Genomic DNA, 23915 nt, shown 5'->3' on the forward strand with positions numbered 1-23915 from the left:
CGGGACATCTGCAATGAAAGCGATTTATTTTACCGGCCATGGGGAAGCAGGTCTGGCTGACTTGCCGGAACCGGCATTGCAGCCGGGACACGCGCTGATCGACGTCAAGGCATCAGGCCTCTGTCACACCGACATCGATGTCCTGCATGGCCGCTACGGTTCCAGCGCGTTTCCGCTGGTGCCTGGGCATGAATATGCGGGCATTGTGGTCGCGGTGGCGGAAGACGTGACCAATCTGAAGGTGGGCGACCGCATTGCGGTCGATCCGAATATTCCCTGCGGTCATTGCCGTGCCTGCCTCAAGGGACTGACCAATCTCTGCTCCGATCTCAAAGCCTATGGTGTGACCCATAATGGTGGCTTTGCGGGCATGAGCCTTGTCAATGCCAGTCATCTCTATCCCATCGGTGATCTGCCTTTTTATGTGGCAGCACTCGCAGAACCGCTTGCCTGTGTGTTGAACGGGCTTGGTGCAGCGGAGTTGAAGACCGGTCCGCGCGGCACCGAGAACGCGCTTGTCTTCGGTGCGGGGCCGATCGGCTTGTTGCTGGCTTTATCTTTAAAGGCGCGAGGTGTGCGGCAGGTTTTTGTGGCGGATATCAACGAACATCGTCTGGCCTTTGTCGAAAGTCTCGGCCTCGAGCCTGTCGTATCGGGCTCCGAAATGCTGGATAAGCGTAAACGCAGTTTCGATTTCGTTGCCGATGCAACCGGCATTGCCAAGGTCGTTGAAAGCATGGTCAGCTTCACGGCCGACGGCGGTACGGTTCTGGTGTTTGGCGTTTGCGCACCGGATGCACGGATTTCAGTCACGCCTTTCGAAATTTTCCGTCGTCAGATTCGAATTGCAGGCTCACATTCGCTGAACTGCAACATTCCGCAGGCCCTGGAAATACTCAAACAGGACAAGGGCGAAATGGCACGCCTCGTTTCGCACCGGTTACCGCTCAGCGAAATGCTGCCGTTCTTCACCAAGCACGGTGGCGATCCAGCCACGATGAAGGTCCAGTTTGTACCCGATTGAATTGAAGGAAATCGTCATGACCAAGCTGTCGCGCGCAACGCTCCAGAGCTTCGACAAGGTACACAAACCCGGCTACGACCCAACGAGGTTGAAACCGGGCATCGTGCATTTCGGCGTCGGTAATTTTCATCGTGCCCATCAGGCTGTCTATCTGGACGATTTGTTCGGAATGGGTGAGGGGCATGACTGGGCGCTGGTTGGCGCCGGTGTACGTGGAAGCGACGATGCCATGCGCGACACGCTCAAGGCGCAAGACTGGCTTACCACAGTTGTCGAACAGGAAGCCGATTATGCGGGGGCAAGGATTACCGCTTCTATGGTCGATTATGTGACCATATCGACTGAAGAAGGGCGAAGGGCTTTGATGGCCTATCTTACATCGCCCTCTATTCGCATTGTTTCCATGACGATCACCGAAGGCGGTTATTATATCGATCCGGCCAGTCAGACCTTTGATCCTGCTCATCCAGATATTGTGGCAGATGCCACCCATCCGGATCAGCCCAAGACTGTGTTCGGCCTGATCGTGCAGGCGCTGAAACTGCGTAAGGCGGCAGGCGTTCAGCCTTTCACGGTCATGTCCTGTGATAACATTCCGGGTAACGGGCATGTGACGGAAGACGCCGTGACGGGATTGGCCAAGTTGAAAGATCCGATCTTTGCCGACTGGATTTCCGCCAATGTCGCTTTCCCGAATTCCATGGTGGATCGCATCACGCCAGCCACCGGTGCACGCGAGCGTGAAATCGCTGCGAAGGATTTCGGGGTTAAAGACGGGTGGCCGGTTTTCTGTGAAGTGTTCAAGCAATGGGTGATGGAGGACAATTTCCCCACTGGGCGTCCTGCATTGGAAAAAGTCGGCGTCACGTTCACTGATCAGGTCGCTGCTTATGAACTGATGAAAATCCGTATCTTGAATGGCGGTCATGCGGCCATCGCCTATCCTGGCGGATTGCTCGACATACATTTCGTGCATGAAGCGATGGAGCATCCACTGATCCGGCGCTATCTGGAAAAGCTCACCAAGGATGAGATCATTCCGGAAGTGCCACCCGTGCCGGATACCAATCTCGAAGACTATCGCATCCTCATCGACGAACGCTTCGCCAATCCAAGCATCGGCGATACGATCCGCCGCCTGTGCCTCGATGGCTCCAATCGACAGCCGAAATTCATTCTGCCAACTGCTGCTGATCGGGTGGCAAAAGGCAAGTCGGTGACAGGGCTGGCGCTCGTTTCCGCGTTCTGGTGCCGCTATTGCTACGGTACGACCGATAGCGGTTCGATTATTGAACCAAACGATCCGTCATGGGGTCGCCTGACCAAGCAGGCGGCCCTTGCAAAAAACAATCCCGCGGCGTGGCTTGCGATGGATGATATCTTCGGCTCGCTTGCTTCAAATCCAGCTTATGTGGCGGCTTTTTCATCCGCACTGCTGCGCGTCTGGCAGGATGGGACTGTCAAAACGCTCGAGCGTTATCTGGCAGATGAGCCACTATAACTGAAAATTACAATGCGCCCGGATAGACCCTTACCGGGCGGTTGTCCTTGACCGACTCCATCACCACAAATGTCGATGTGCTTGCGACATTGGGCAGGCTCGAAATCTTTTCGCCCAGCACCTCGCGGTAGCGCCGGATGTTGGGCGTTCGCACCTTCAGAAGATAGTCGAAAGAGCTTGCGATCATATGGCACTCTTCGACTTCACGTATCTTGCGCACGGCTGTGTTGAACGCCTCAAGCGCGGCTTCGCGTGTGTCAGATAGCTTGACCGTCGTAAAAGCAATATGGTCGAGACCAAGTTTTTCAGGGTCAATGGCAGCGCGAAAGCCGACAATATAATCTTCATCGACCAGCCTCTTCAGCCTCGCTTGACACGGAGTCTTGGAAAGGCCGACTTTTTTTGAGAGTTCCGTTACGGGGATGCGCCCGTCTTCGCTCAAGACTTCTAGAATGCGCCTGTCGAATTGATCCAGATCGTCTACGGAATCTATCTTTCGCATCCGTTTAGCCTTTTAATGAACATATAATAAGATCGATATTCCTTCATATGGGGCAAATGAAGGCAGAATGCAATTTGCACAAATGATAGTGTGCGCCCACTTAAAGCAGAGCTAAACTGGGCAGAGACGCTCGGGGCTGTTTTCATTTGTGAGCATTGCACCATGACCGACACCATACCCGCTCCTACCAATCCGGTTTTCCAGAATTTTGCGCCGCCGATCCGCGAGCAAAGCACACTGAGGCAAGCGATTACCGCCGCTTATCGCCGTCCTGAGGCCGAATGCGTTTCGGCATTGGCTGCGCAGGCCGCCCTGCCGGAAGAAACGGCGAAGCAAGTCCGCTCCACTGCTCGCAAGCTGATTGAAGCGCTGCGTGCCAAGCATAAGGGTACGGGCGTCGAAGGCCTGGTGCATGAATATTCGCTGTCGAGCCAGGAGGGCGTGGCGCTTATGTGCCTTGCCGAGGCGCTGCTGCGCATTCCGGACATGGCGACGCGTGATGCATTGATCCGTGACAAGATTTCGAATGGCGACTGGAAATCTCATATCGGCGGAGGGCGCTCGCTCTTCGTCAATGCTGCGACCTGGGGGCTTGTCGTCACGGGCAAGCTGACAAACACGGTCAATGATCGCGGCCTGTCGGCTGCCCTGACACGCCTGATCGCCCGTTGTGGTGAACCTGTCATTCGTCGCGGCGTTGATATGGCCATGCGTATGATGGGCGAACAGTTTGTCACCGGCGAAACCATTGACGAAGCGCTGAAGCGCGCCAAGCCGCTGGAAGAACGTGGCTTCCGCTATTCCTACGACATGCTGGGTGAGGCCGCGACCACCGTTGCCGACGCCGAGCGTTACTACAAGGATTACGAAACCGCCATTCATGCCATTGGTCGCGCGTCCGCCGGTCGCGGCATCTACGATGGCCCCGGCATTTCCATCAAGTTGTCCGCTTTGCATCCGCGCTATGTCCGTGCGCAAAGCGAACGCGTCATGGGGGAATTGCTGCCGAAGGTAAAGGCGCTGGCCGCTATCGCGAAGTCCTACAATATCGGTCTCAACATTGATGCCGAGGAAGCCGATCGTCTGGAACTGTCGCTTGATCTGTTGCAGAGCCTGATCGAAGATCCGGATCTCGCAGATTGGGAAGGCATCGGCTTCGTGGTGCAGGCTTACGGTAAGCGCTGCCCGTTCGTGCTTGATTTTATCATTGATCTGGCCCGTCAGAACAAGCGCCGCGTCATGGTTCGTCTGGTGAAGGGCGCCTATTGGGACGCCGAAATCAAGCGCGCACAGGTTGACGGTCTGGAAGACTTCCCGGTTTATACCCGCAAGGTACATACCGACGTTTCCTACATTGCATGCGCACGCAAGCTCCTTGCGGCGACAGATGCCGTTTTCCCGCAGTTTGCAACGCATAATGCGCAGACGCTGGCCACCATCTATCATCTGGCTGGTCCGGATTTCAAAACCGGAAAGTTCGAGTTCCAGTGCCTGCATGGTATGGGGGAACCGCTTTATGACGAAGTCGTAGGTGCCGAAAAGCTCGGTCGCCCGGCCCGTATCTATGCGCCGGTCGGCACACATGAAACGCTTCTGGCCTACCTTGTTCGCCGACTTCTCGAAAACGGTGCGAACTCGTCTTTCGTCAATCGCATCGGCGATGAAAGTGTCTCCGTCGATGAGCTGATCGCTGATCCGGTTGATGTCGTTCGCTCAATGGCTGTTGTCGGAGCACGCCACGACCAGATTGCCCTGCCGGAAAATCTCTTTGGCGCTCGCAAGAACTCTGACGGTTTCGACCTGTCGAACGAAGTCACGCTCGCTGAACTCAGCAAGATTCTGAAAGAAAGCGCTGACCGCGTGTGGACATCGGAACCACAGGTTGCCGGAACCAAGGTAAAGGGCACCAACCGCTCGGTTCTCAACCCCGGTGACCGGAATGATGTTGTCGGTACGGTGACGGAGATCGCCGAAGGAGATGTGGCGAAAGCCATGAAGGCGGCACAGAAGGCAACGGCAAGTTGGTCTGCGGTTGCGCCAGCCGAACGTGCGGCTTGTCTTGAGCGCGCAGCGGATATCATGCAGCGTGATATGCCGGTTCTGCTCGGCCTCATCATGCGCGAAGCGGGCAAATCCATGCCGAACGCGATTGCTGAAGTGCGCGAAGCCATCGATTTTCTGCGTTATTATGCAGAACAGACCCGTCGTACGTTGGGCGTCGGCCACAAGGCGCTTGGACCTATCGTCTGCATCAGCCCGTGGAACTTCCCACTGGCGATCTTTACCGGCCAGATCGCAGCCGCACTCGTTGCAGGCAATCCCGTGCTGGCAAAGCCTGCCGAAGAAACGCCGCTGATTGCAGCACAGGGTGTTCGCATCCTGCACGAGGCTGGCATTCCAGCGGATGCGCTGCAACTTCTGCCGGGGGACGGCCGGATTGGGGCCGCGCTGGTTGCTGCGGAAGAGACTTGCGGCGTGATGTTCACCGGCTCGACCGAAGTGGCGCGCCTTATTCAGGCTCAGCTTGCCTCGCGCCTGTTGCCGAACGGCAAACCGATCCCGTTGATTGCCGAGACCGGCGGTCAGAACGCAATGATCGTGGATTCATCCGCTCTGGCCGAGCAGGTTGTGTTCGACGTGATTGCATCGGCGTTCGACAGTGCCGGTCAGCGTTGTTCGGCGCTGCGCGTTCTTTGCCTGCAGGAAGATGTCGCAGACCGTATCCTGACAATGCTCAAGGGCGCGCTGAAGGAACTATCCATCGGTCGAACGGACAAGCTGAAGGTCGATATCGGGCCGGTTATCACCGATGAAGCCAAGACCATCATCGAAAAGCACGTTCAGGGTATGCGCGATCTCGGTCGCAAGGTTGAGCAGCTTCCGCTCGGTCCTGAAACACAGAATGGAACTTTCGTTGCGCCGACCATCATCGAGATCAACTCGCTTCGCGATTTGAAGCGGGAAGTCTTCGGCCCGGTTCTGCATGTCGTGCGCTACAAGCGCGATGATATGGAGCGCCTGATCGATGATATCAACGCAACCGGTTACGGGCTTACTTTCGGCCTGCATACGCGCCTTGATGAGACGATCGCCAATGTTGCGGATCGTATCCGCGTCGGCAATATCTATATCAATCGCAACGTTATCGGCGCGGTTGTCGGCGTGCAGCCATTCGGCGGACGCGGCATGTCCGGCACTGGTCCCAAGGCAGGCGGTCCGCTCTACCTTGGACGTCTCGTCGAAACAGCGCCGATCCCGCCGCGCCACAGCTCGGTTCACACTGATCCGGCGCTCAAGGATTTTGCGAAATGGCTTGGCCAGCGCGGCATGAACGATCTGGCTCAGGCTGCGCGCGACACCGGTAGCGCTTCGGCTCTCGGTCTTGACCTTGAATTGCCGGGCCCGGTCGGCGAGCGCAATCTTTATGCGTTGCATCCGCGTGGAAATATCCTGCTGGTTCCGCAAACGGAAGCAGGCCTTTATCGCCAGATGACGGCTGCCCTCGCTACGGGCAACACTGTGTATGTCGACGAGGCTTCAGGTTTGCGGAATGTCTTGAAAGATGTTCCAGCTTCAGTCGCGGCGCGCACGATCTGGACCAATAACTGGGAATCCGACGCACCGTTCGCTGGAGCGTTGGTTGAAGGGGATGCTGAACGCATCGTCGAGATTAACAAGAAGCTTGCAACGCTTCCCGGACCGTTGGTTCTGACTCAGGCTGCTTCCACGGAAGAGCTGGCAATCAACCCGGACGTCTATTGCCTCAACTGGTTGCTGGAAGAGGTTTCGACGTCGATTAACACCACAGCAGCGGGTGGTAATGCGAGCTTGATGGCAATCGGCTGATCCCGTTCGGGACAGGAAAGGACAAAAAAGGGCGGCTTCAGCCGCCTTTTTCTTTTGTCGGTACAGATTTGCATGGCTGTGCAAATGATATTCGAAAACAGAATGATTGGATTATTTTTTGTAATTTCAGAATAAAATTTACAAAGGCATTGACAGGCTTTCATAAAAGGCAAACACTATGCACACGCTTGCAAAAGCGTCGGCGTGGAGGCGCCGTATAAAGGGAGGAAAACAATGCGTTCAGCATTTCTGGTTGCGGCGCTGGCCGCAGGTGTATCTTCATTCGCTTTTTCTGCGCAGGCCGCAGGCAATCTCAATCTTATCTGTTCCGCGGATGTGGTCATCTGTGAGCAGATGAAGAACATGTTCGAGAAGGATACTGGCATCAAGGTCAACATGGTGCGGCTTTCTTCCGGGGAAACCTATGCCAAGGTGCGTGCCGAAGCGCGCAATCCGAAGACGGATATCTGGTGGGCCGGTACAGGTGATCCGCACCTGCAGGCTGCATCTGAAGGGCTGACGCTCGAATACAAATCGCCAATGCTTGACCAACTGAATGATTGGGCCCAAAAGCAGGCTGAAAGCTCCGGCTTCCGTACGGTCGGGGTTTATGCCGGTGCGCTCGGTTGGGGTTACAACACCGATATTCTTGCCAAGAAGAACCTGAAAGAGCCGAAATGCTGGGCCGATCTGCTTGATGCGTCCTATAAGGGCGAAATCCAGATGGCCAATCCGAATTCTTCCGGTACCGCCTACACGGCACTGGCAACGCTTGTTCAGATCATGGGTGAAGACAAAGCCTATGATTATCTGAAGAAGCTCAACGAAAATGTATCGCAGTACACCAAGTCTGGCTCGGCTCCCGTCAAGTCGGCTGCGCGTGGTGAAACTGGCATCGGCATCGTCTTCATGCATGATGCAGTATCGATGACGGCAGAAGGTTTCCCGATCAAGTCGGTCGCACCGTGTGAAGGCACAGGCTACGAAATTGGTTCCATGTCGATCATCAAGGGCGCCAAGAATCTCGAAAGTGCGAAGAAGTGGTACGACTGGGCGCTGACCGCCGAAGTGCAGTCGCACATGAAGGATGCGAAGTCCTTCCAGTTGCCGTCCAACAAATCAGCCGAGGTTCCAAAGGAATCCCCGCGCTTCGAGGACATCAAGCTCATCGATTATGACTTCAAGACCTATGGCGAACCGGCCAAGCGCAAGGAATTGCTTGAGCGCTGGGATAAGGAAATCGGTGCTCACGCCAACTGATTTTTCATTGGCTTGAAATCCGGGTGCGCCGCTCTTGTTGCGCGACGCACCTGTCCCGGATGACGAAGTAAGGTAGCGGCTTCCTGAAATATGCAGGAACCGATGCCTCTCGTCATTCCTTGGAAATCCCCGATCTGGAGGGACGCGGACATCCATGAAACAGCACAATCGCAGACTGGATATCATTCTGGCACTAGCGTTCGCGGCATTTGCCGTGTTGCCGTGGTATCGCATAGAAGACGGCTTTCTGAGTTTCGGCTGGCTGGCTGGAATGTTCGGCGATGGTGCAACGGCACCGGGCCTTTGGCAGATAGCCTTCTTCGGGCGGCCTTGGCTTGGCGCTGTTGCTGTATTCATGCTGCTTTGTGCTGGTGCCCGCTTCCTATTGCCTGTCGAACGTCGGAGCGGCGTTCTGATATGGGCGAGCCTTCTTGGTGTACTTTTCCTGGCGCTGCAAGGCTTGGCCATCGGCTTTTCCGGCTGGAACTGGATGATCAGTGAAAACCTGTTCGGTGCACTTTCTGACGGACAGCCGGCCTTCGGTGCCGGAGCTATCCTGACGGGCTTCTGCTTTCTGTTGATTTTCTCGTTTGGTCTCGCAGAACGCGGCGTAATGAAGGGGGACGCATTCGTCGTCTCTTCCATTACCCTGCTTGTCGCCTTGGTTGCTGTATTCGTCTTCTATCCTGTTATCAGCATGTTTGCCGGATCGGTGCAGGACTTCGATGGCTCATTCAAGCCTGAGGGTTTCATTGGCAACATTCAGGATTCCTCGATCTGGAGTCTGGCCTGCGTTATTGGTGAGGGGCGATGTGGTGTCGCGTGGCGCACATTGTGGCTGGCGCTGATGACGGCAACCGGATCCACAGTGTTGGGGCTGGCATTTGCACTGGTTGCGACCCGCACAGGTTTCCCTTTCAAAAAGGGCTTACGGCTTCTCACCATATTGCCGATCATCACGCCGCCCTTCGTTGTCGGTCTTGCATTGACACTGCTTTTTGGCCGCGCAGGCGTGGTGACGGAACAGATATCTAATATATTCGGCGTGGAGCCGGGCCGATGGCTTTATGGCCTCACTGGCATATGGATCGCACAGGTCCTGTCTTTCACACCGATTTCTTTCCTCGTGCTTATTGGCGTTGTGGAAGGTGTGTCACCGTCGATGGAAGAGGCGTCGCAAACTTTGCGTGCTGATCGCTGGCGCACGTTTCGGAGGGTTTCTCTGCCGCTGATGGCACCGGGTCTTGCCAATGCATTTCTTATCGCTTTTATCGAAAGCATGGCGGATTTCGGCAATCCGATGGTACTTGGTGGCAGCAATGGCGTGCTTTCGACCGAAATATTCTTTGCCGTGGTGGGCGCGCAGAACGATCCATCGCGTGCGGCGGTTCTCGCCATCGTGCTGCTCTGCTTTACATTGACCGCATTTCTCATCCAGCGCGTCTGGCTGTCGGGTAAGAATTTTGCGACGGTGACCGGCAAGGGTGATTCCGGCATGCATGCTGGGTTGCCAAACGGGTTAAAGATTGGCGTTTATGCCCTTGTTATTCCCTGGATGATCTTCACTGTTGTTGTTTACGTGATGATCCTTATCGGCGGCTTTGTGCGGCAGTGGGGGCTCGATAATACATTGACAGTCGAACACTATGCGCGCGCCTTTTCGATTAATTGGACCGAGAATGGCATTGCATGGACCGGCGTGGCTTGGAATTCGTTCTGGACGACGATGGAAATCTCGCTGATTTCAGCTCCGCTGACTGCAGCAGTCGGTTTGCTGACCGCCTATCTGATCGTTCGCCAGCGTTTCGTCGGACGGAACATCTTCGAGTTCGCCCTGATGTTGAGCTTCGCCATTCCTGGAACCGTCATCGGTGTCAGCTACATCATGGCTTTCAATCTGCCACCGCTTGAAATGACTGGTACTGCGCTGATCCTGATCGCATGTTTCGTATTCCGTAACATGCCTGTTGGCGTCCGCGGCGGTATCGCAGCCATGAGCCAGCTCGACAAGAGTCTTGATGAAGCGTCTCTGACGTTGCGGGCAAACAGTTTCCGAACGATCCGGAAGGTCATTCTGCCACTGCTGCGTCCTGCAATCACAGCCGCACTGGTCTATTCCTTCGTACGCGCCATCACATCCATCAGCGCGGTCATTTTCCTCGTTTCGGCGCAATACAACATGGCGACATCCTACATTGTCGGTCTGGTCGAAAACGGTGAATTCGGCGTGGCCATCGCATATTCATCAATGCTGATTGTCGTGATGATCGTGGTCATTACAGGCTTCCAGCTTCTCGTGGGTGAACGCAAGCTCAGGCGCGAGAACCGCGTTGCCGCTGTCGCCCCCGTCAAAACCGTTCGTCAGGAGAAAACCGCATGACTGCGATCCGTCCCGGCTCCGTTACATTTGAAAATGTTACCAAGAAATTCGGTAATTTTACCGCCTTGCCCGATCTGTCCCTGACCGTCGAGCCGGGAACTCTGGTGACGCTCCTTGGACCATCCGGTTGTGGCAAGACGACGACATTGCGGCTGCTGGCTGGGCTTGAACACCCGACTTCGGGTCGCATTCTGATCGGTGGCAAGGACGTGACCAATCTGCCAGCCAATGAGCGGGACGTGTCGATGGTCTTCCAGTCCTATGCGCTCTTTCCGCATATGAACTCGCTCGACAATGTGGCCTACGGCCTGGAGTCGTCGGGCTTGAAAAAAGCGGAAGCGCGCGAACGTGCGGAAGAGGGGCTGAAGCTCGTGGGTCTTGCGGGAATGGGGCATCGCCTTCCGGCAGAACTGTCGGGTGGCCAGCAACAGCGCGTCGCGGTGGCCCGCGCTCTGGTGCTGGAGCCCCAGGTTTTGCTTCTGGATGAACCGCTTTCGAACCTTGACGCTCGTTTGCGCCGCCGGGTGCGCACCGAAATTCGCGAGCTTCAGCAGCGGCTCGGGTTTACCGCTGTCTATGTCACGCACGACCAGGACGAGGCGCTCGCTGTCTCCGACACAATCATCGTCATGAAAGAGGGCAATATCGCACAGAAGGGCAGCCCTCGTGATCTCTATGAAACACCGGCCTCAGCCTTTATAGCGGATTTCATGGGAGAGGCGAATGTTGTGCCGTGTGAGGTGATGACGGCAGATGGGAGCGAAGCTGTCATTCGTGTGGGCAGTCTGACTCACCGGGTTACCGCGCGCAACGCCCGACCGGGTCCGGCGCAGCTTGCGATCCGTCCCAATGCGGTGACCTTGCAGCCAAAGGCTGGCGGCGGCTTCCCCGGACGTGTCGCGCATTCGGCCTATCTCGGCGATCATATCGAGTATGAAATCGAGACCGAACACGGCAAGCTTTTCATAGTCGATCCGGCGGTCGAAGAGGCTCTGCCGCCACAAACCGACGTCTCTATCGAGTTCAAAACGCGCGGGCTTGCCATTATCAGTCAATAGGCGCAGAAACGTCGCGCCTTTCATTATCTCTCACCGGAAAATCATCATGACGTCTCATCCCCGACAGGAACTAGAAGCGCGGCTGGCGCTCGCCGAAAAGATCGCGCGCGAGGCGGGCGCCAAGGCTCTCGACTATTTCAAGCGGCGTGAAACACTGGTTATCGAAACCAAGCGCGATCCGCAGGATGTAGTGTCGATTGCGGACAGGGACGTTGAACAGCTTATCCGTGCTCGTGTGTCGGAAACCTTCTCTCAAGACGGATTTCTGGGAGAGGAGTACGGGCTGAATGAAGGCACTTCGGGTTACACTTGGGTTGTAGATCCGATCGATGGCACCAGTCCTTTCGTCAATGGCATGCCGAACTGGTGTGTTTCCATCGCGGTTCTGAAAGACGGTGAGCCTGTCATCGGCGTAATCCAGGCCCCGTGCTTTGACGAGCTGTATGCCTCCGCAAAAGGCCTGGGCGCAACACTTGATGGCAAGAGGCTGGTTCTCGATCCCAGCCGCACAATCCGTAATTCTGTGACGGGCATTGGTGCCAACAACTACGTTACGCCGCAGGTCGTGGCGAAAATCGTGGAAGACCTGCTTGAGGCGGGCGGAACATTTATTCGCAATGGTTCCGGCGCGTTGATGATCGCTTATGTCGCGGCTGGCAGGCTAGTTGGATATTATGAGCCTTATATGCATGCCTGGGATTGTATGGCCGGCTTTTGCCTCGTGCGTGAGGCGGGCGGCTATGCTCATCCGTTCCCTGTCGATGGAGAAAAGCTCACCAAGGGCAACAAAGTTTTCGTAGCTGGGCCCGGTGCAATCGAGGACCTCAAGAAGGTTGCTCGCCTATAGAATTGGATATGATCTTTTCGGGATTTCGGTTCCAGCCATATTCTGAATAGGGTTCGTTGCCAGCCGCGCAGAGGAGTGCCTGCCGGACGTAGGGAATCGTATTATCCGGCAGATTGTCCAGTCTCCTCCATTGCAGATCGGCATGCTTGTCTGGCTCACATAGGGTAGGCGTGCCGGTCCATTCATCGGCGCGGAAGAAATGACCCAGCCATTGATTGCCAGTCGTCAGACTGTGCAAGGTGTGGACCGGTCTTAGAGCTTCCGGCGCGATAATTATGCCAGTCTCTTCGAAGGCTTCACGTGCCGCTGCTGCCCGGATTGTTTCGCCCGCCTCCAGCCCTCCGGCTGGAATGCTGAACCAGCCGTCCATCCATCCGGTTGTCTTCCGCTGCAACATGCAGATTTCTGGCCCGCGTGCCAGAATGACAAAGACTGCAGACGACAGCTGGAAGCGTACACGCTCGTTCAATTGACTCTCCCAAAAAGCAAATAGGCAAAGTCCTCCACAGACTTGCCGGTAGTTTACACGAGTTGATCTTGCTCCGAAGTGAGATCAGAGACAGGTCAGGGATTGTCGCGCTTGAAAATCCAGTCGTGATCGGGATGGTTTTTGAACCGCCACTTGCGCAAAGGACCAGCCATCACGTTGAGATAATACATCTCATAGCCATAGGGTGCGCCACATGGATGATGGCCTTTGGGCACAAGCACAACATCTCCGTCAGAGACCGCCATGGTTTCATCAAGACTTCCATCTTCGCTGAAAACACGCTGGAAGCCGAAGCCCTGCGCCGGATTGAGGCGGTGATAATATGTCTCTTCCAGATAGGTCATGTCCGGAAAATTGTCTTCGTCATGTCTGTGGGGCGGATAGGATGACCAGTTTCCTTGCGGTGTGAATACCTCGGTAACAAGCAGGCTATCGGCAACATCGCGGCCTTCCATAGCGATATTATGGATGAAGCGGGTGTTGGCGCCTTTTCCCCGTTGTTCAAGTGTCAGGCTTTCTGGCCCAAGCTTCTGCACCTTGCGGCCCGGTTTGCCCGGCGCGGTGCAAACGGCCAAAACACAATCTGTCGTGGCGGTTGCATGCCAGTGGCTTTCAGCAGGCACATAGAGGCAATGTGGCGGCAGTTTCTCGAACACGTTCATGCGTTCGCCCATCTCGCCGAAATCCTTGTCTGAGGCGGAAATCTTTGCCTTGCCTTCGACAAGAACGAGGATCACTTCAGTCGATCCGGTCTTTTCGGAGACACTCTCGCCGGATTTGAGACGGTAGAGGCTGAACCCGACATAGCTCCATTCGGCGCTTTCCGGGGTAATGTCGTGGACCTTGCCATGCGTGCCCTTGGGCTTGCGTAACAAATTGGCCATGTGTCAGTCTCCTTCGTCGAGTCCTGCTTCGCGTGCGAATGATTTCAGCGATTTCAGTCCAAGCGACTGATACTCATAGGGATTACGAATATCCGGGTCCTGTTCGGCCTCGATCACCAGCCAGCCTTGATAGGTTTTGTCAGCGGCAACTTTCAGCACGGGCACGAAGTCGACGCCGCCATCTACATCGCCCGGAACGGTGAAGACGCCGCGACGGACTCCCTCCAGAAACGACAGGCTCTGGTTGCGTACTTCAGTGGCTATCGCCGGGCGAACGTTCTTGGCGTGGATATGCCCGACGCGGCCCATATGCTTTTTCGCAACCCGTTCTGGATCGCCGCCACCAAACAGGCAGTGACCTGTATCAAGAAGAAGCTTCGCATGTGGTCCTGTATGCTGCATCATAAGATCTATCTCGTCCTCGCTCTGCACTACCGTTCCCATGTGGTGATGGTAGACAAGCGCAATACCTTGGGCCGCAGCATATTCTGCGAGTGCTTCTACGCCCGCGCCGAATTCTTCCCAGCGCGCTTCTTCCAGCACCGGACGCTCGGATAACGGCTTGTCGTTGTCGCCGTGAATGGCATTCGACGTTTCGCAAACAATGATGACCTTCGAACCCATCGCCTTCAGGAGGTCGAGCGCAGGCTGCATTGCTTTCTTTTCTTCTTCGACCGGATTCACCAGCAGGTTGAGTGAATGCCAGCCCGATACATAGCGAAGTTTGCGCGGTTCAAGCACAGCTTTTAGTGCGGCCGGCTCCTGCGGAAACTTGTGACCTTTCTCTATCCCGTCGAAACCGATCTCAGCGGTTTCATCGAGACATTGATCCAGGGTGATATGCGCGCCGAGGCTGCGATCATCGTCGTTCGACCAGGCAATAGGATTGGTGCCATAGAGGATCATCGGTCAGTTTCTTTCTTTGAGCTTAGCTTCATAATCTTTACGTGCGGCACGCACCTGTTCGCGCTCCGAGACTTCCGGCACAGCGACATCCCACCACCAACCGCCAGTTTCAGGGGTAGGGTAAGGATCGGTGTCGATAATGACGACTGTGGTGCGTGGGCTGTTGCGGGTTTCCGCCAGTGCTTCTTCCAGTTCGCGGATTGAGCCTACTTTCTTCGTATCTGCACCCATGGCTCCGGCGTGAGCGGCGAAATCGATGTGCGACGGGTTCACGTGGCTCGAATGGTCGAGGAGATTGTTGAATTCGGCGCCGCCGGTTGCCATCTGCAGCCGGTTGATACAGCCAAAACCGCGATTGTCGGTAACAACAATTGTAATCTTCTGCCCCATCATGACGGCAGTGGCGAGTTCGGAATTGGCCATCATGTAGGAACCGTCGCCGACCATGACGATGATATCTCGACCCGGCTCGGCCATCTTGATGCCAAGGCCACCGGCGATTTCATAACCCATGCACGAAAAGCCATATTCCATGTGATAGGACATGGGACGACCGGCTTTCCAGAGTTGGTGCAACTCTCCCGGCATCGTGCCTGCCGCGCACATGACAACGGTGTTCTCTCGTGCCTGACGCTGCACTGCGCCGATTACCTGCATATCAGTCGGCAAGGTATTGCCATCGCTTGGGGCAGCGGTAAACCGGTCTGCCGCCGCAAACCATTTCTCTTTCAATGCTGCGTCTACGGGGTGGCGTTTATAGCTGCCAACCGCTTTCGTGAGCGCTTCAAGTCCAATCTTTGCATCGGCAACCAATGGAAGCGAACCGTGCTTTGAGCCGTCGTATGGTTGGACGTTTAGCGAGAGAAGCTTGCGTCCGGGGTGTTTGAACAGCGCCCATGATCCGGTCGTGAAGTCCTGAAAGCGCGTGCCAACACCGATCACCAGATCGGCTTCCGCTGCGATGGCATTGGCGCTGTCTGCCCCAGTCACGCCAACCGGACCAAAATTGAGCGGGTGATCCCACGGTAGCGCCGATTTCCCAGCCTGTGTCTCGATGACTGGAATGCCATGTGCTTCGGCAAAATTGTGCAACGCTTCGTGAGCGCCGGAGTAGTGCACTCCGCCGCCTGCAACGATAACGGGTTTAAGCGCTGCCTTGATTGCCGCTGCTGCGGCATTCAGTTCATTCTCATCCGGCGGTGGACGGCGCCAGTGCCAGACTTTCGGTTCAAAGAACTCTTCCGGCCAGTCATATGCTTCCGTTTGCACATCCTGACAGAAAGCAAGCGTAACCGGCCCACAATCAGCAGGATCGGTCATGGTGCGGAAGGAGCGGGGCAGGGCAGTGAGAAGCTGTTCAGGTCGGGTGATCCTGTCGAAATAGCGGCTGACCGGACGAAAACAGTCATTCACGGTCATAGTGCCGTCATTGAAATCTTCGATTTGCTGCAAGACAGGATCAGGTCCACGATTGGCAAAGACGTCGCCGGGAATGAGGAGAACTGGTAGGCGGTTCACATGGGCAAGGGCTGCTGCCGTGACCATATTTGTTGCGCCGGGGCCGATGGAGGAGGTGACAGCACAGGCACGCTTGCGGCCAAGCTGCTTGGTATAAGCAATAGCTGCATGGGCCATGGTCTGTTCATTATGGCCGCGCCATGTAGGCAGTTCTTCGCGAATGCCATGGAGGGCCTCGCCAAGTCCGGCCACGTTTCCGTGGCCGAAAATAGCCCAAACGCCTGCGATAAAGGTCTCACCATCCGGCGTCATCTGATTGGCGAGGTAGCGCACCAATGCCTGTGCGGCGGTCAATCGAACGGTTTTCATAGCTCCTCCAGCTTCCTCCCGGCAGAACGAATTCAAAATGTACGCACGCCATCCCAGACATTGCAAAGGCCACGATAGCGCGTCACCATGTCGGCGATTGCTTCTTCGTCGCTGATCAGGCCGTTCAGCCATTTGCGTGCCGCGTCACCAAAGATCGTACGTCCCACTGCAAAGCCTTTGACGAGGTCGAATTCAGCAGCAATTGCAAGACTGGCTTCCAGTTCTTCGGCCGGTGCGTCCAGTCCTAGAACAACGATACCGCGTGTGTGTGCATCGTTGCGTAGGATCGCGTCACAGGCATTGGCCCATGCCGCCCTGGTTTTCATGGGCTCTAGCTTCCACCAGTCGGGATAGACGCCGATTTCATAAAACCGCTCGATCACACGCGCAGTTGTGTTGTCATCGACGGGACCTGCTTTGGATGGGATGATTTCCAGCAGGAATTCCAGTCGGTTGCGCCGTGCGGCTGCGAAAAGACGTGAAACAGTTTCTTCCTGTTCTGCCTTGAACTCGGCTGTGTCATCCGGATGGTAGAAGCATAGCAACTTCACTACATTCTCGACAGGCCACTCAACCAGTCCACCGCAGTCTGGTCCGAGTTCCGGTTCCAGCTTGAGCGGACGCGAGCCGGGCCATTCGGTCGGGCGACCGATCCATAAGCCCGTGCCTGCGGCTCGGTAAAGAGCATCGCGGCCCAGTCGACCATCACACAATATGCCGTAACCTTCTGCCCCGTTTGCCACCTGCAAGGCCGCTTTCAGGCAAAGCTGTTTGAACTCCCCAATCTTTTCCGTTGAAACGCTCGCCTCGGCGGCCATTTCTTCCAGTTGAATACGGTGATCAAAGGCAAAAACGCGCATATGTGGCCAGTGGCCGTTGCGATTGGTGGACCAATGTATCTGCTCCAGCGCGGCATCCTTGCGCAAAGCCTTGTTGCGAATGCCGGTACGGAAAAAATACTGAAGCTCTTCCCAGCTCGGATAAGCTGGCGTGCATCCATGTCGCGAGACTGCAAAAGCCCCGCAGGCATTGGCGAATTTGAGGCTGGTAGGCCAGTCTCCATCTTTCAGCCAGCCGCGCAAAAGCCCGGACATGAACCCGTCACCCGCACCAAGCACATTAAAAACGTCAATCGGGAACCCTTCGCCGCTCTGTCCCTCGTCGAGGCTGTTAGGGATTGGGCCTTCGAAAACCACGGCTCCCATGGGGCCGCGTTTGCAAACCAGTGCAGCGTCCGTTACTGCGCGCACGGCTTTCAGCGCCTGAAGTGTATCTGTTGAGCCGCCTGCAATATGAAACTCTTCTTCTGTTCCGACGACAAGATCAAACAGGTGGAGCGTCGATTGCAGTTTGGTCGTGACATCTGCGGATTCGATAAAGCGGTTTTCGCCATCGCCGTGTCCGGAAAGTCCCCAGAGATTGGGGCGATAATCTATATCGAGCGCTGTCCGGCTGCCATTGTCGCGCGCAAGACGGAGTGCTTTCAGGACAGCTGCTTCCGTTTTTGGATGGGATAAGTGTGTGCCGGTAGCCAGAACACAGCCAGCTTCGGCGATGAAGGCCGGATCAATGTCGTTCTCGCACAATGCCATGTCGGCACAATTCTCGCGATAGAATATCAGCGGAAAATGCTGTTGGTCGCGAATGCCGAGAATGACGAGGGCGGTCAGGCGCTCCGGATCGGTGACGATGCCACGTGTATCCACGCCTTCGCGCTCGAGTTCGCGCAGCAGGAAGCGCCCCATATGCTCGTCGCCGACACGCGTGATCAACGCCGATTTAAGGCCCAACCGCGCAGTCCCAGTTGCAATATTGGTGGGAGAACCACCTACATATTTGTTGAAGGAGGCCATGTCTTCCAGAAGGCCGCCCACCTGCGCGCCATAAAGGTCAACCGAAGATCGGCCAATCGTGATCAAGTCGAGCCGCTTCACAACAATCCTCCCTCGCTACTTTCTTATTGCTGCAAGGCTGTGCATGATTCATGTGCACATAGCAGTTATTCCATTTTTGATTAAAATAGATTTATTATTCTATTTCAACTGAAAAATGGAATAATGCACGGGAAGGATCAGTCGCTTTGACGCGCGGTACCCACGGCGACAGCGAGCGCTATGGCGAGACAAAGCGTTGCGGAGAGTGAGCGGAAGGCGCCGAAATCCACCTCGGAAACGAGCAATGTCTGTTTTGCGGATTTGCTCATCGGACTGACAAACGTGTCGGTTATGCCGACGACATCGATACCGCGTGCGGCGACGGTTTCGGCCATGGCGACCGTTTCCGGTGAGTAGGGCGAAAACGTAATCGCCAGGAGCACGTCGCCTTCGCGAATGGCATGCAGATTCTCCAGTTTACCGACCGCACTATGCAGCATGGCAGGCACTTGCATCTTCTCCAGCGCATAAGCCAGGTAGCTCGCAACGGGAAAAGCGCGGCGGATGCCGACAATGTGGATTGTTTGTGCGCTGGCCAGTAGCTGAACGGCCTTTTCGAGTGCATTTGGATCGATGGTCTTGAGCAAGCCTTCGAGGGAAGTACGCCCTGCCTCAGCAAATTCGGCAAGAAGGGCAGGTGCACTGCCTGTTGCGGTCTCGCGCAAATGCTGCAATCTGGTCGAATAATCAGGCCAGCCTCCCGCATAGGAATCCCGGAACAGCTTCTGCATTTCCGAAAAGCCGGAGAACCCCATGATCTGGCAGAAGCGCATGAAGGCGGAACTCTGCACACCTGCGCCCTCAGCCATCTCAGCAACGGTCGACACAGCGATGCGATCCTGGTTGGCGGCGACGAAATCGGCGCATTGCTTGAGCCTCTTCGGCAAGCGATCGGAAACCTCCAGCAGCTTCGTTTCGAATTCCTTGATATTCACCGGAACGTTGATCGATGACGGGGCAGGGGAATCCATTGTTGGCCTTTCAATATGGTCCTTGACAATCTTTATGTCACATTCTAGCAAAATAGAATAAATATTCTATAGCGTATCTTCGATGACTGAAGATGGCCGTTTCCTGGGAGGATGAGGCAATGGTTACACGTCTGGCGCTGCTCGGCGCGGGCCGTATCGGCAAGGTTCATGCAGGCGCAATTGCTGCGGACAAGCGGGCCCGATTGGTTGCCGTCGCTGACGCCAATGAGGCGGCGGCGAGAGCAATTGCCGATACTGCTGGTGCGGACGTTCGAACCATCGACGAAATCGAGACATCAGACGATATAGATGCAGTGCTGATATGCACACCGACCAATACGCACGCCGATCTTATTGAACGGTTTTCTCGCGCCGGCAAGGCCGTTTTCTGCGAAAAGCCCATCGATCTCGATATTGCACGTGTTCGAGCTTGTCTCGCTGTCATTCGTGACACTGGCGCGAAGGTGATGCTGGGTTTCAATCGTCGTTTCGATCCCCATTTTGCGGCAGTCCACAAGGCTATCGAAGATGGACGCATCGGCAATGTTGAAATGGTGACGATCACCAGCCGCGATCCGGGGGCGCCGCCTGCAGAATATATCAAGGTATCCGGCGGTATTTTCCGCGACATGACGATCCACGATTTTGACATGGCGCGATTTCTTCTCGGTGAGGAAATCGAGAGCGTATCGGCCGCGGCTTCGGTACTCGTCGACCCAAAGATCGGAGAACTCGGCGATTATGACAGTGCGAGTGTCATTTTGACGACTGCTTCCGGCCGTCAGTGCGTTATTTCCAATTCACGTCGTGCTTCCTACGGCTACGATCAGCGCATTGAAGTTCACGGATCGCTCGGTGCTGTTTCGGCGGAAAACCAACGTCCAGTCTCGATAGAGATTGCGACCAGAGATGGCTATAACCGCCCGCCATTGCATGATTTTTTCATGACCCGCTATACGGCTGCTTATGCAGCGGAAATCGCCTCGTTTATCGATGCTTTGGATACTGGCAAAGCGCCGCACCCTTCAGCGGAGGATGGATTGCAAGCTTTGGCTCTGGCTGAGGCGGCACTTCGTTCGGTCAGGGAAGGCTGCACTGTCAAAGTTGCGGAAGTTCTCGGATAAGGCGGCAATTTTGTTTGCCTTTTTCCGCAATCGGCTGCGATATGCGGGGTATGGCCTACAAGATTGATGATTTGCCTTTTGAAGAGTTTTTCGTACCCGTGAGCAAGGCTACGGCGGCTCTGGTGCGGCTGGACGAGCGGCTTTCGCGCTCGCCCATTCGCGAAGGTATGGTCGAGCGGATGCATATGCACGATGCTGTCGCTTCGATGTGGCTTGAAGGCGAACTTGTGCATATGGAAGACTTGGTCCTACATGATGCCTTCATGGACAGTCGGATGCCAAGCCACGCGCTGACCATCGGACATGCCGTATTGCGCATGCGCCGACAGATTGCTGGAAGGTCGGCCGACTGGGCTCTTGGCCCGACCGGCATTCAACAATTGCTCGGCCCAACGGTTGATACGACACCTGCAGAAATTGAGCCGTCAGAGGCAACGGACGGCGAAGTCGATCCGTTGCTTGATGACATTGACAATTTGCTTGCGCGGACTGACGCACTTTTGAAAGGCGGAGTTCCAGGCAAACCCAAACCGGAAACTGCTGCGCGGGATACACTACTTTACGACGATGACTGGGATGAGGATGCACGTTTGCAGGAATGGCGGGATTGTCTTGCGGCGACAAAGCATCTGCCGCCACTCATGCGCGCCGCTTTGATCTACGATGCATGGTTTTCTCTGGAGGTTGTTCAGCGATCGTCATGGATTGGCCGATTGCTGACTGCCGCCTTCTTACGTCAAAGTGGTCTTGCAATGGGCCATTTGCCGGCGATCAGCCTCGGTCTCCGCGCGAAACGACCGGATGAACGGCGTTCACCCAATCGTCTGGTCCGTCTCAGGGCGTTTTTCGAAAGCATCGAAGATGCCGCCGATACGACCATGAAGGAGCATGACCGGCTGCTTCTGGCGCGCGAGCAGATGCAGCGTAAGCTCAAGGGGCGCAGGTCCAATTCGCGATTGCCGCAATTGATGGAGATGGTTCTGCGCAGCCCCGTGATTTCCAGCCAGATGGTGGAGAAGGAACTTCAGGTTACACAGCAAGGGGCGCTGAAGCTGATTTCGGAGCTCAATTTGCGGGAAATCACCGGGAGGGGGCGGTTTCGCGCGTGGGGAATTCTCTAGGCTGGTTTCATGCACTTGCTGCGAAGATGGTCAGCGAAGAGCTGGAATTCGTTGCGGCGGGCGGCGTTGGAGCGCCAGACGAGAACCAGTGAGCGGTAATTGTTCTTGCCCTCATATGGAACGATACTCAGCTCTGTTCCGCGGGTCACTCCGGCTTTGACTGCCACTTCAGGCAACAGAGTAACTCCCATCCCGAAATCAACGAGCTGTACCAAGGTCATGATGGAGGTGGCGTGAACGTCGCCGCTCGCTTGAGCTGGGGCGGAACCTATCGCAGCCATGACGTGTTCACGAAGGCAATGCCCGGTTTCCAGCAAAAGAAACGGCTGGTCCTGTAAATCATCTGCATCGACCCGATCACGATTGGCCAGCGCGTGATCGCGCCGTACTGCCAGATAGAAAATGTCCCGACTAAGTCCTGCTACCTCAAATTCATCGAGATCGTATGGATGGGCGACGAGTGCTACATCGAGCGAACCTGAACGCAAGCTGTCGAGCAACGACCGAGTGAGGCCTTCGCGAATGGTCAACTGCAATTCGGGAAAAGCTTTGGCGGTCGCGGGCAGGACTTTAGGCAGCAGAAATGGCGCTATTGAAGGGATGACACCCATTCGCAGTCTGGTGGTCAGCGGTCGCTCGGCCTGCCGCGCGTGTTCGGGTAGTTCTTCAATGAGGGCTATGATCGTACGAGCGCGTGCCAGAAAATCTTCACCGGCAGGCAGCAGCTGCATTCGCCTGCCCGATCGATCGATCAGTATTACGCCAAGCTCTGTCTCGAGTGCCTGGATCGCCGCACTCAGCGTCGACTGGGTAACACCCACAACCTCGGCTGCACGCGAAAAGGATCCCGCTTTGACAAGGGCCATAAAGTAATGGAGCTGACGGACACTTATGTTGAGCATTGAATCTTTCGATTTTTCTCCATCGTTATAATCGATGGATTTGATCGTTATAATCGCTTTGACCGATTTAACAAGAACGCCTATATCTGACTCGCAGACGGATAATTCTGAAATTTCAGAAATTTCCGTATAACAATTGAATTTACAGGCAGGTATAAAATGCTCGGTATCGGCGACAAGCTTCCCTCTTTCAAGGTCACCGGCGTAAAGCCCGGTTTTAACCATCACGAAGAAAACGGCGTTTCGGCATTTGAAGAAATCACCGAAGCAAGCTTCGCGGGCAAGTGGAAGGTTATCTTCTTTTACCCGAAGGATTTTACCTTTGTGTGCCCGACCGAAATCGCTGAATTTGCGCGTCTTGCTTCGGATTTCGAAGACCGCGACGCAGTCGTTCTGGGCGGTTCGACCGACAATGAATTCGTGAAGCTTGCATGGCGTCGCGATCACAAGGACCTCGACAAGCTGCCGATCTGGTCGTTTGCCGACACCAATGGTTCGCTGGTCGATGGCCTCGGTGTTCGTTCGCCGGACGGCGTCGCATACCGCTACACCTTTGTTGTCGATCCGGACAACACGATCCAGCACGTTTACGCAACCAACCTCAATGTTGGTCGCGCTCCAAAAGATACGCTGCGCGTTCTCGATGCGCTGCAGACCGATGAGCTTTGCCCATGCAACCGCGAAGTCGGCGGCGAGACGCTCAAGGCTGCCTGATAGGCCCTGATTGGTTTGCAGAAAGGCGGGTCAAGGCCCGCCTTTCTTTTATCTAATATCCAAATGACAGATAAAGAGGGTTCCATGTCCATTGATGATCTGAAGTCAAAGATCCCGGATTTCGCCAAGGACGTTCGTCTCAATCTTTCGTCGATGGCAAGCGACGAAACTCTGACATCGCAACAGAAATACGGTCTGTTTGTCGCCTGCGGCATTGCCTCTCGAAATGCCGATGTGCGCAAGGCGCTTGTTGCCGAAGCAGCTGCCAAGGTCGATGCTTCCGTCATCCAGGCGGCAAAGTCTGCTGCGTCGATCATGGGCATGAACAACGTCTATTACCGCTTCGTGCATCTTGCGACCAACAAGGACTATCGCACCATGCCAGCGAAGCTGCGCATGAATGTGATCGGTAATCCGGGTGTCGATAAGATCGATTTCGAACTCTGGTCGCTGGCTGTATCTGCGATCAACGGTTGTGGCATGTGCATTGATGCGCATGAGGATGTCCTGCGCAAGGCCAATGTGACGTCGGAAACGATCCAGACCGCCGTGCGTTTTGCATCGATTATTCAGTCGGTGGCTATCGCGCTGGAAGCTGCAGACACTGAATAAGAGCAGTACGCT

Annotated in this window: 19 protein-coding genes; 11 read left to right on the forward strand and 8 right to left on the reverse strand. The window is 55.5% G+C overall.

All coding sequences use genetic code 11. The features are described from left to right. Positions 1–13: 13 nt before the first annotated feature. Positions 14–1024: a zinc-dependent alcohol dehydrogenase family protein gene (locus F9K91_RS15820; protein WP_151678168.1), complete on the forward strand. Its 1011-nt coding sequence runs from the start codon at positions 14–16 to the stop codon at positions 1022–1024. Positions 1025–1040: 16 nt separating this feature from the next. Beyond that, positions 1041–2525 (forward strand): mannitol dehydrogenase family protein, encoded by a 1485-nt coding sequence (locus F9K91_RS15825; protein ID WP_151678169.1) that lies wholly within the window; start codon positions 1041–1043, stop codon positions 2523–2525. 7 nt (positions 2526–2532) lie between these two features. On the opposite strand, the gene F9K91_RS15830 is transcribed toward F9K91_RS15825, so the two are convergent. Then, positions 2533–3027 (reverse strand): Lrp/AsnC family transcriptional regulator, encoded by a 495-nt coding sequence (locus F9K91_RS15830; protein ID WP_151554494.1) that lies wholly within the window; start codon positions 3025–3027, stop codon positions 2533–2535. 162 nt (positions 3028–3189) lie between these two features. On the opposite strand from F9K91_RS15830, the gene putA reads away from it, so the two are divergent. The 5 genes from putA to F9K91_RS15855 all read left to right on the forward strand — a co-directional run bounded on the left by putA (position 3190) and on the right by F9K91_RS15855 (position 12418). Continuing rightward, the gene (gene putA, locus F9K91_RS15835) at positions 3190–6873 is read left to right on the forward strand and encodes a trifunctional transcriptional regulator/proline dehydrogenase/L-glutamate gamma-semialdehyde dehydrogenase (protein WP_151678170.1); all 3684 of its coding nucleotides are present in this window, start codon (positions 3190–3192) and stop codon (positions 6871–6873) included. A gap of 234 nt (positions 6874–7107) precedes the next feature. Continuing rightward, complete coding sequence (locus F9K91_RS15840) at positions 7108–8133, forward strand: ABC transporter substrate-binding protein (RefSeq protein ID WP_151678171.1); 1026 nt, start codon at positions 7108–7110, stop codon at positions 8131–8133. A 154-nt stretch (positions 8134–8287) separates the two neighbouring features. Next, on the forward strand, positions 8288–10513 hold the full coding sequence (locus F9K91_RS15845; protein ID WP_151678172.1) for an ABC transporter permease: 2226 nt from the start codon (positions 8288–8290) through the stop codon (positions 10511–10513). Further along, on the forward strand, positions 10510–11571 hold the full coding sequence (locus tag F9K91_RS15850) for an ABC transporter ATP-binding protein (RefSeq protein ID WP_151651014.1): 1062 nt from the start codon (positions 10510–10512) through the stop codon (positions 11569–11571). The genes F9K91_RS15845 and F9K91_RS15850 overlap by 4 nt, the downstream gene beginning before the upstream one ends. Positions 11572–11617: 46 nt before the next feature. Continuing rightward, a complete protein-coding gene (locus tag F9K91_RS15855; RefSeq protein WP_151678173.1) occupies positions 11618–12418 on the forward strand; it encodes an inositol monophosphatase family protein in 801 nt (266 codons plus the stop codon). On the opposite strand, the gene F9K91_RS15860 is transcribed toward F9K91_RS15855, so the two are convergent. From F9K91_RS15860 to F9K91_RS15885, 6 genes are all read right to left on the reverse strand, one after another. Then, positions 12396–12887: an NUDIX hydrolase gene (locus tag F9K91_RS15860; protein WP_151678174.1), complete on the reverse strand. Its 492-nt coding sequence runs from the start codon at positions 12885–12887 to the stop codon at positions 12396–12398. The two genes, F9K91_RS15855 and F9K91_RS15860, sit on opposite strands and share 23 nt — an antisense overlap. Before the next feature lie 95 nt (positions 12888–12982). Next, positions 12983–13792 (reverse strand): 5-deoxy-glucuronate isomerase, encoded by an 810-nt coding sequence (iolB, locus tag F9K91_RS15865; protein ID WP_151678175.1) that lies wholly within the window; start codon positions 13790–13792, stop codon positions 12983–12985. A 3-nt stretch (positions 13793–13795) separates the two neighbouring features. Then, entirely contained in the window at positions 13796–14698 is a 903-nt protein-coding gene (iolE, locus tag F9K91_RS15870; protein ID WP_151678176.1) for a myo-inosose-2 dehydratase, read from the reverse strand. Between the two features lie 3 nt (positions 14699–14701). Further along, entirely contained in the window at positions 14702–16525 is a 1824-nt protein-coding gene (gene iolD, locus F9K91_RS15875; protein WP_151678177.1) for a 3D-(3,5/4)-trihydroxycyclohexane-1,2-dione acylhydrolase (decyclizing), read from the reverse strand. Positions 16526–16557: 32 nt separating this feature from the next. Further along, positions 16558–18459 (reverse strand): bifunctional 5-dehydro-2-deoxygluconokinase/5-dehydro-2-deoxyphosphogluconate aldolase, encoded by a 1902-nt coding sequence (locus F9K91_RS15880; protein ID WP_151678178.1) that lies wholly within the window; start codon positions 18457–18459, stop codon positions 16558–16560. A 137-nt stretch (positions 18460–18596) separates the two neighbouring features. Further along, positions 18597–19430 (reverse strand): MurR/RpiR family transcriptional regulator, encoded by an 834-nt coding sequence (locus F9K91_RS15885; protein ID WP_151678179.1) that lies wholly within the window; start codon positions 19428–19430, stop codon positions 18597–18599. 119 nt (positions 19431–19549) lie between these two features. Here F9K91_RS15885 and iolG point away from each other — a divergent pair, with 119 nt between their 5' ends. Beyond that, entirely contained in the window at positions 19550–20554 is a 1005-nt protein-coding gene (gene iolG, locus F9K91_RS15890; protein ID WP_151678180.1) for an inositol 2-dehydrogenase, read from the forward strand. Positions 20555–20595: 41 nt separating this feature from the next. Next, entirely contained in the window at positions 20596–21675 is a 1080-nt protein-coding gene (locus F9K91_RS15895; RefSeq protein ID WP_412842171.1) for an RHE_PE00001 family protein, read from the forward strand. Here F9K91_RS15895 and F9K91_RS15900 read toward each other — a convergent pair. Next, a complete protein-coding gene (locus F9K91_RS15900; protein WP_151651094.1) occupies positions 21672–22577 on the reverse strand; it encodes a hydrogen peroxide-inducible genes activator in 906 nt (301 codons plus the stop codon). The genes F9K91_RS15895 and F9K91_RS15900 overlap by 4 nt on opposite strands. A 159-nt stretch (positions 22578–22736) precedes the next feature. On the opposite strand from F9K91_RS15900, the gene F9K91_RS15905 reads away from it, so the two are divergent. Next, positions 22737–23291, forward strand: a complete 555-nt coding sequence (locus F9K91_RS15905) for a peroxiredoxin (protein WP_006469087.1) — start codon at positions 22737–22739, stop codon at positions 23289–23291. Between the two features lie 84 nt (positions 23292–23375). After that, on the forward strand, positions 23376–23903 hold the full coding sequence (locus F9K91_RS15910) for a carboxymuconolactone decarboxylase family protein (protein ID WP_151554507.1): 528 nt from the start codon (positions 23376–23378) through the stop codon (positions 23901–23903). Positions 23904–23915: the final 12 nt, after the last annotated feature.

Source organism: Brucella tritici (assembly GCF_008932295.1).
Taxonomy (GTDB): Bacteria; Pseudomonadota; Alphaproteobacteria; order Rhizobiales; family Rhizobiaceae; genus Brucella; species Brucella tritici.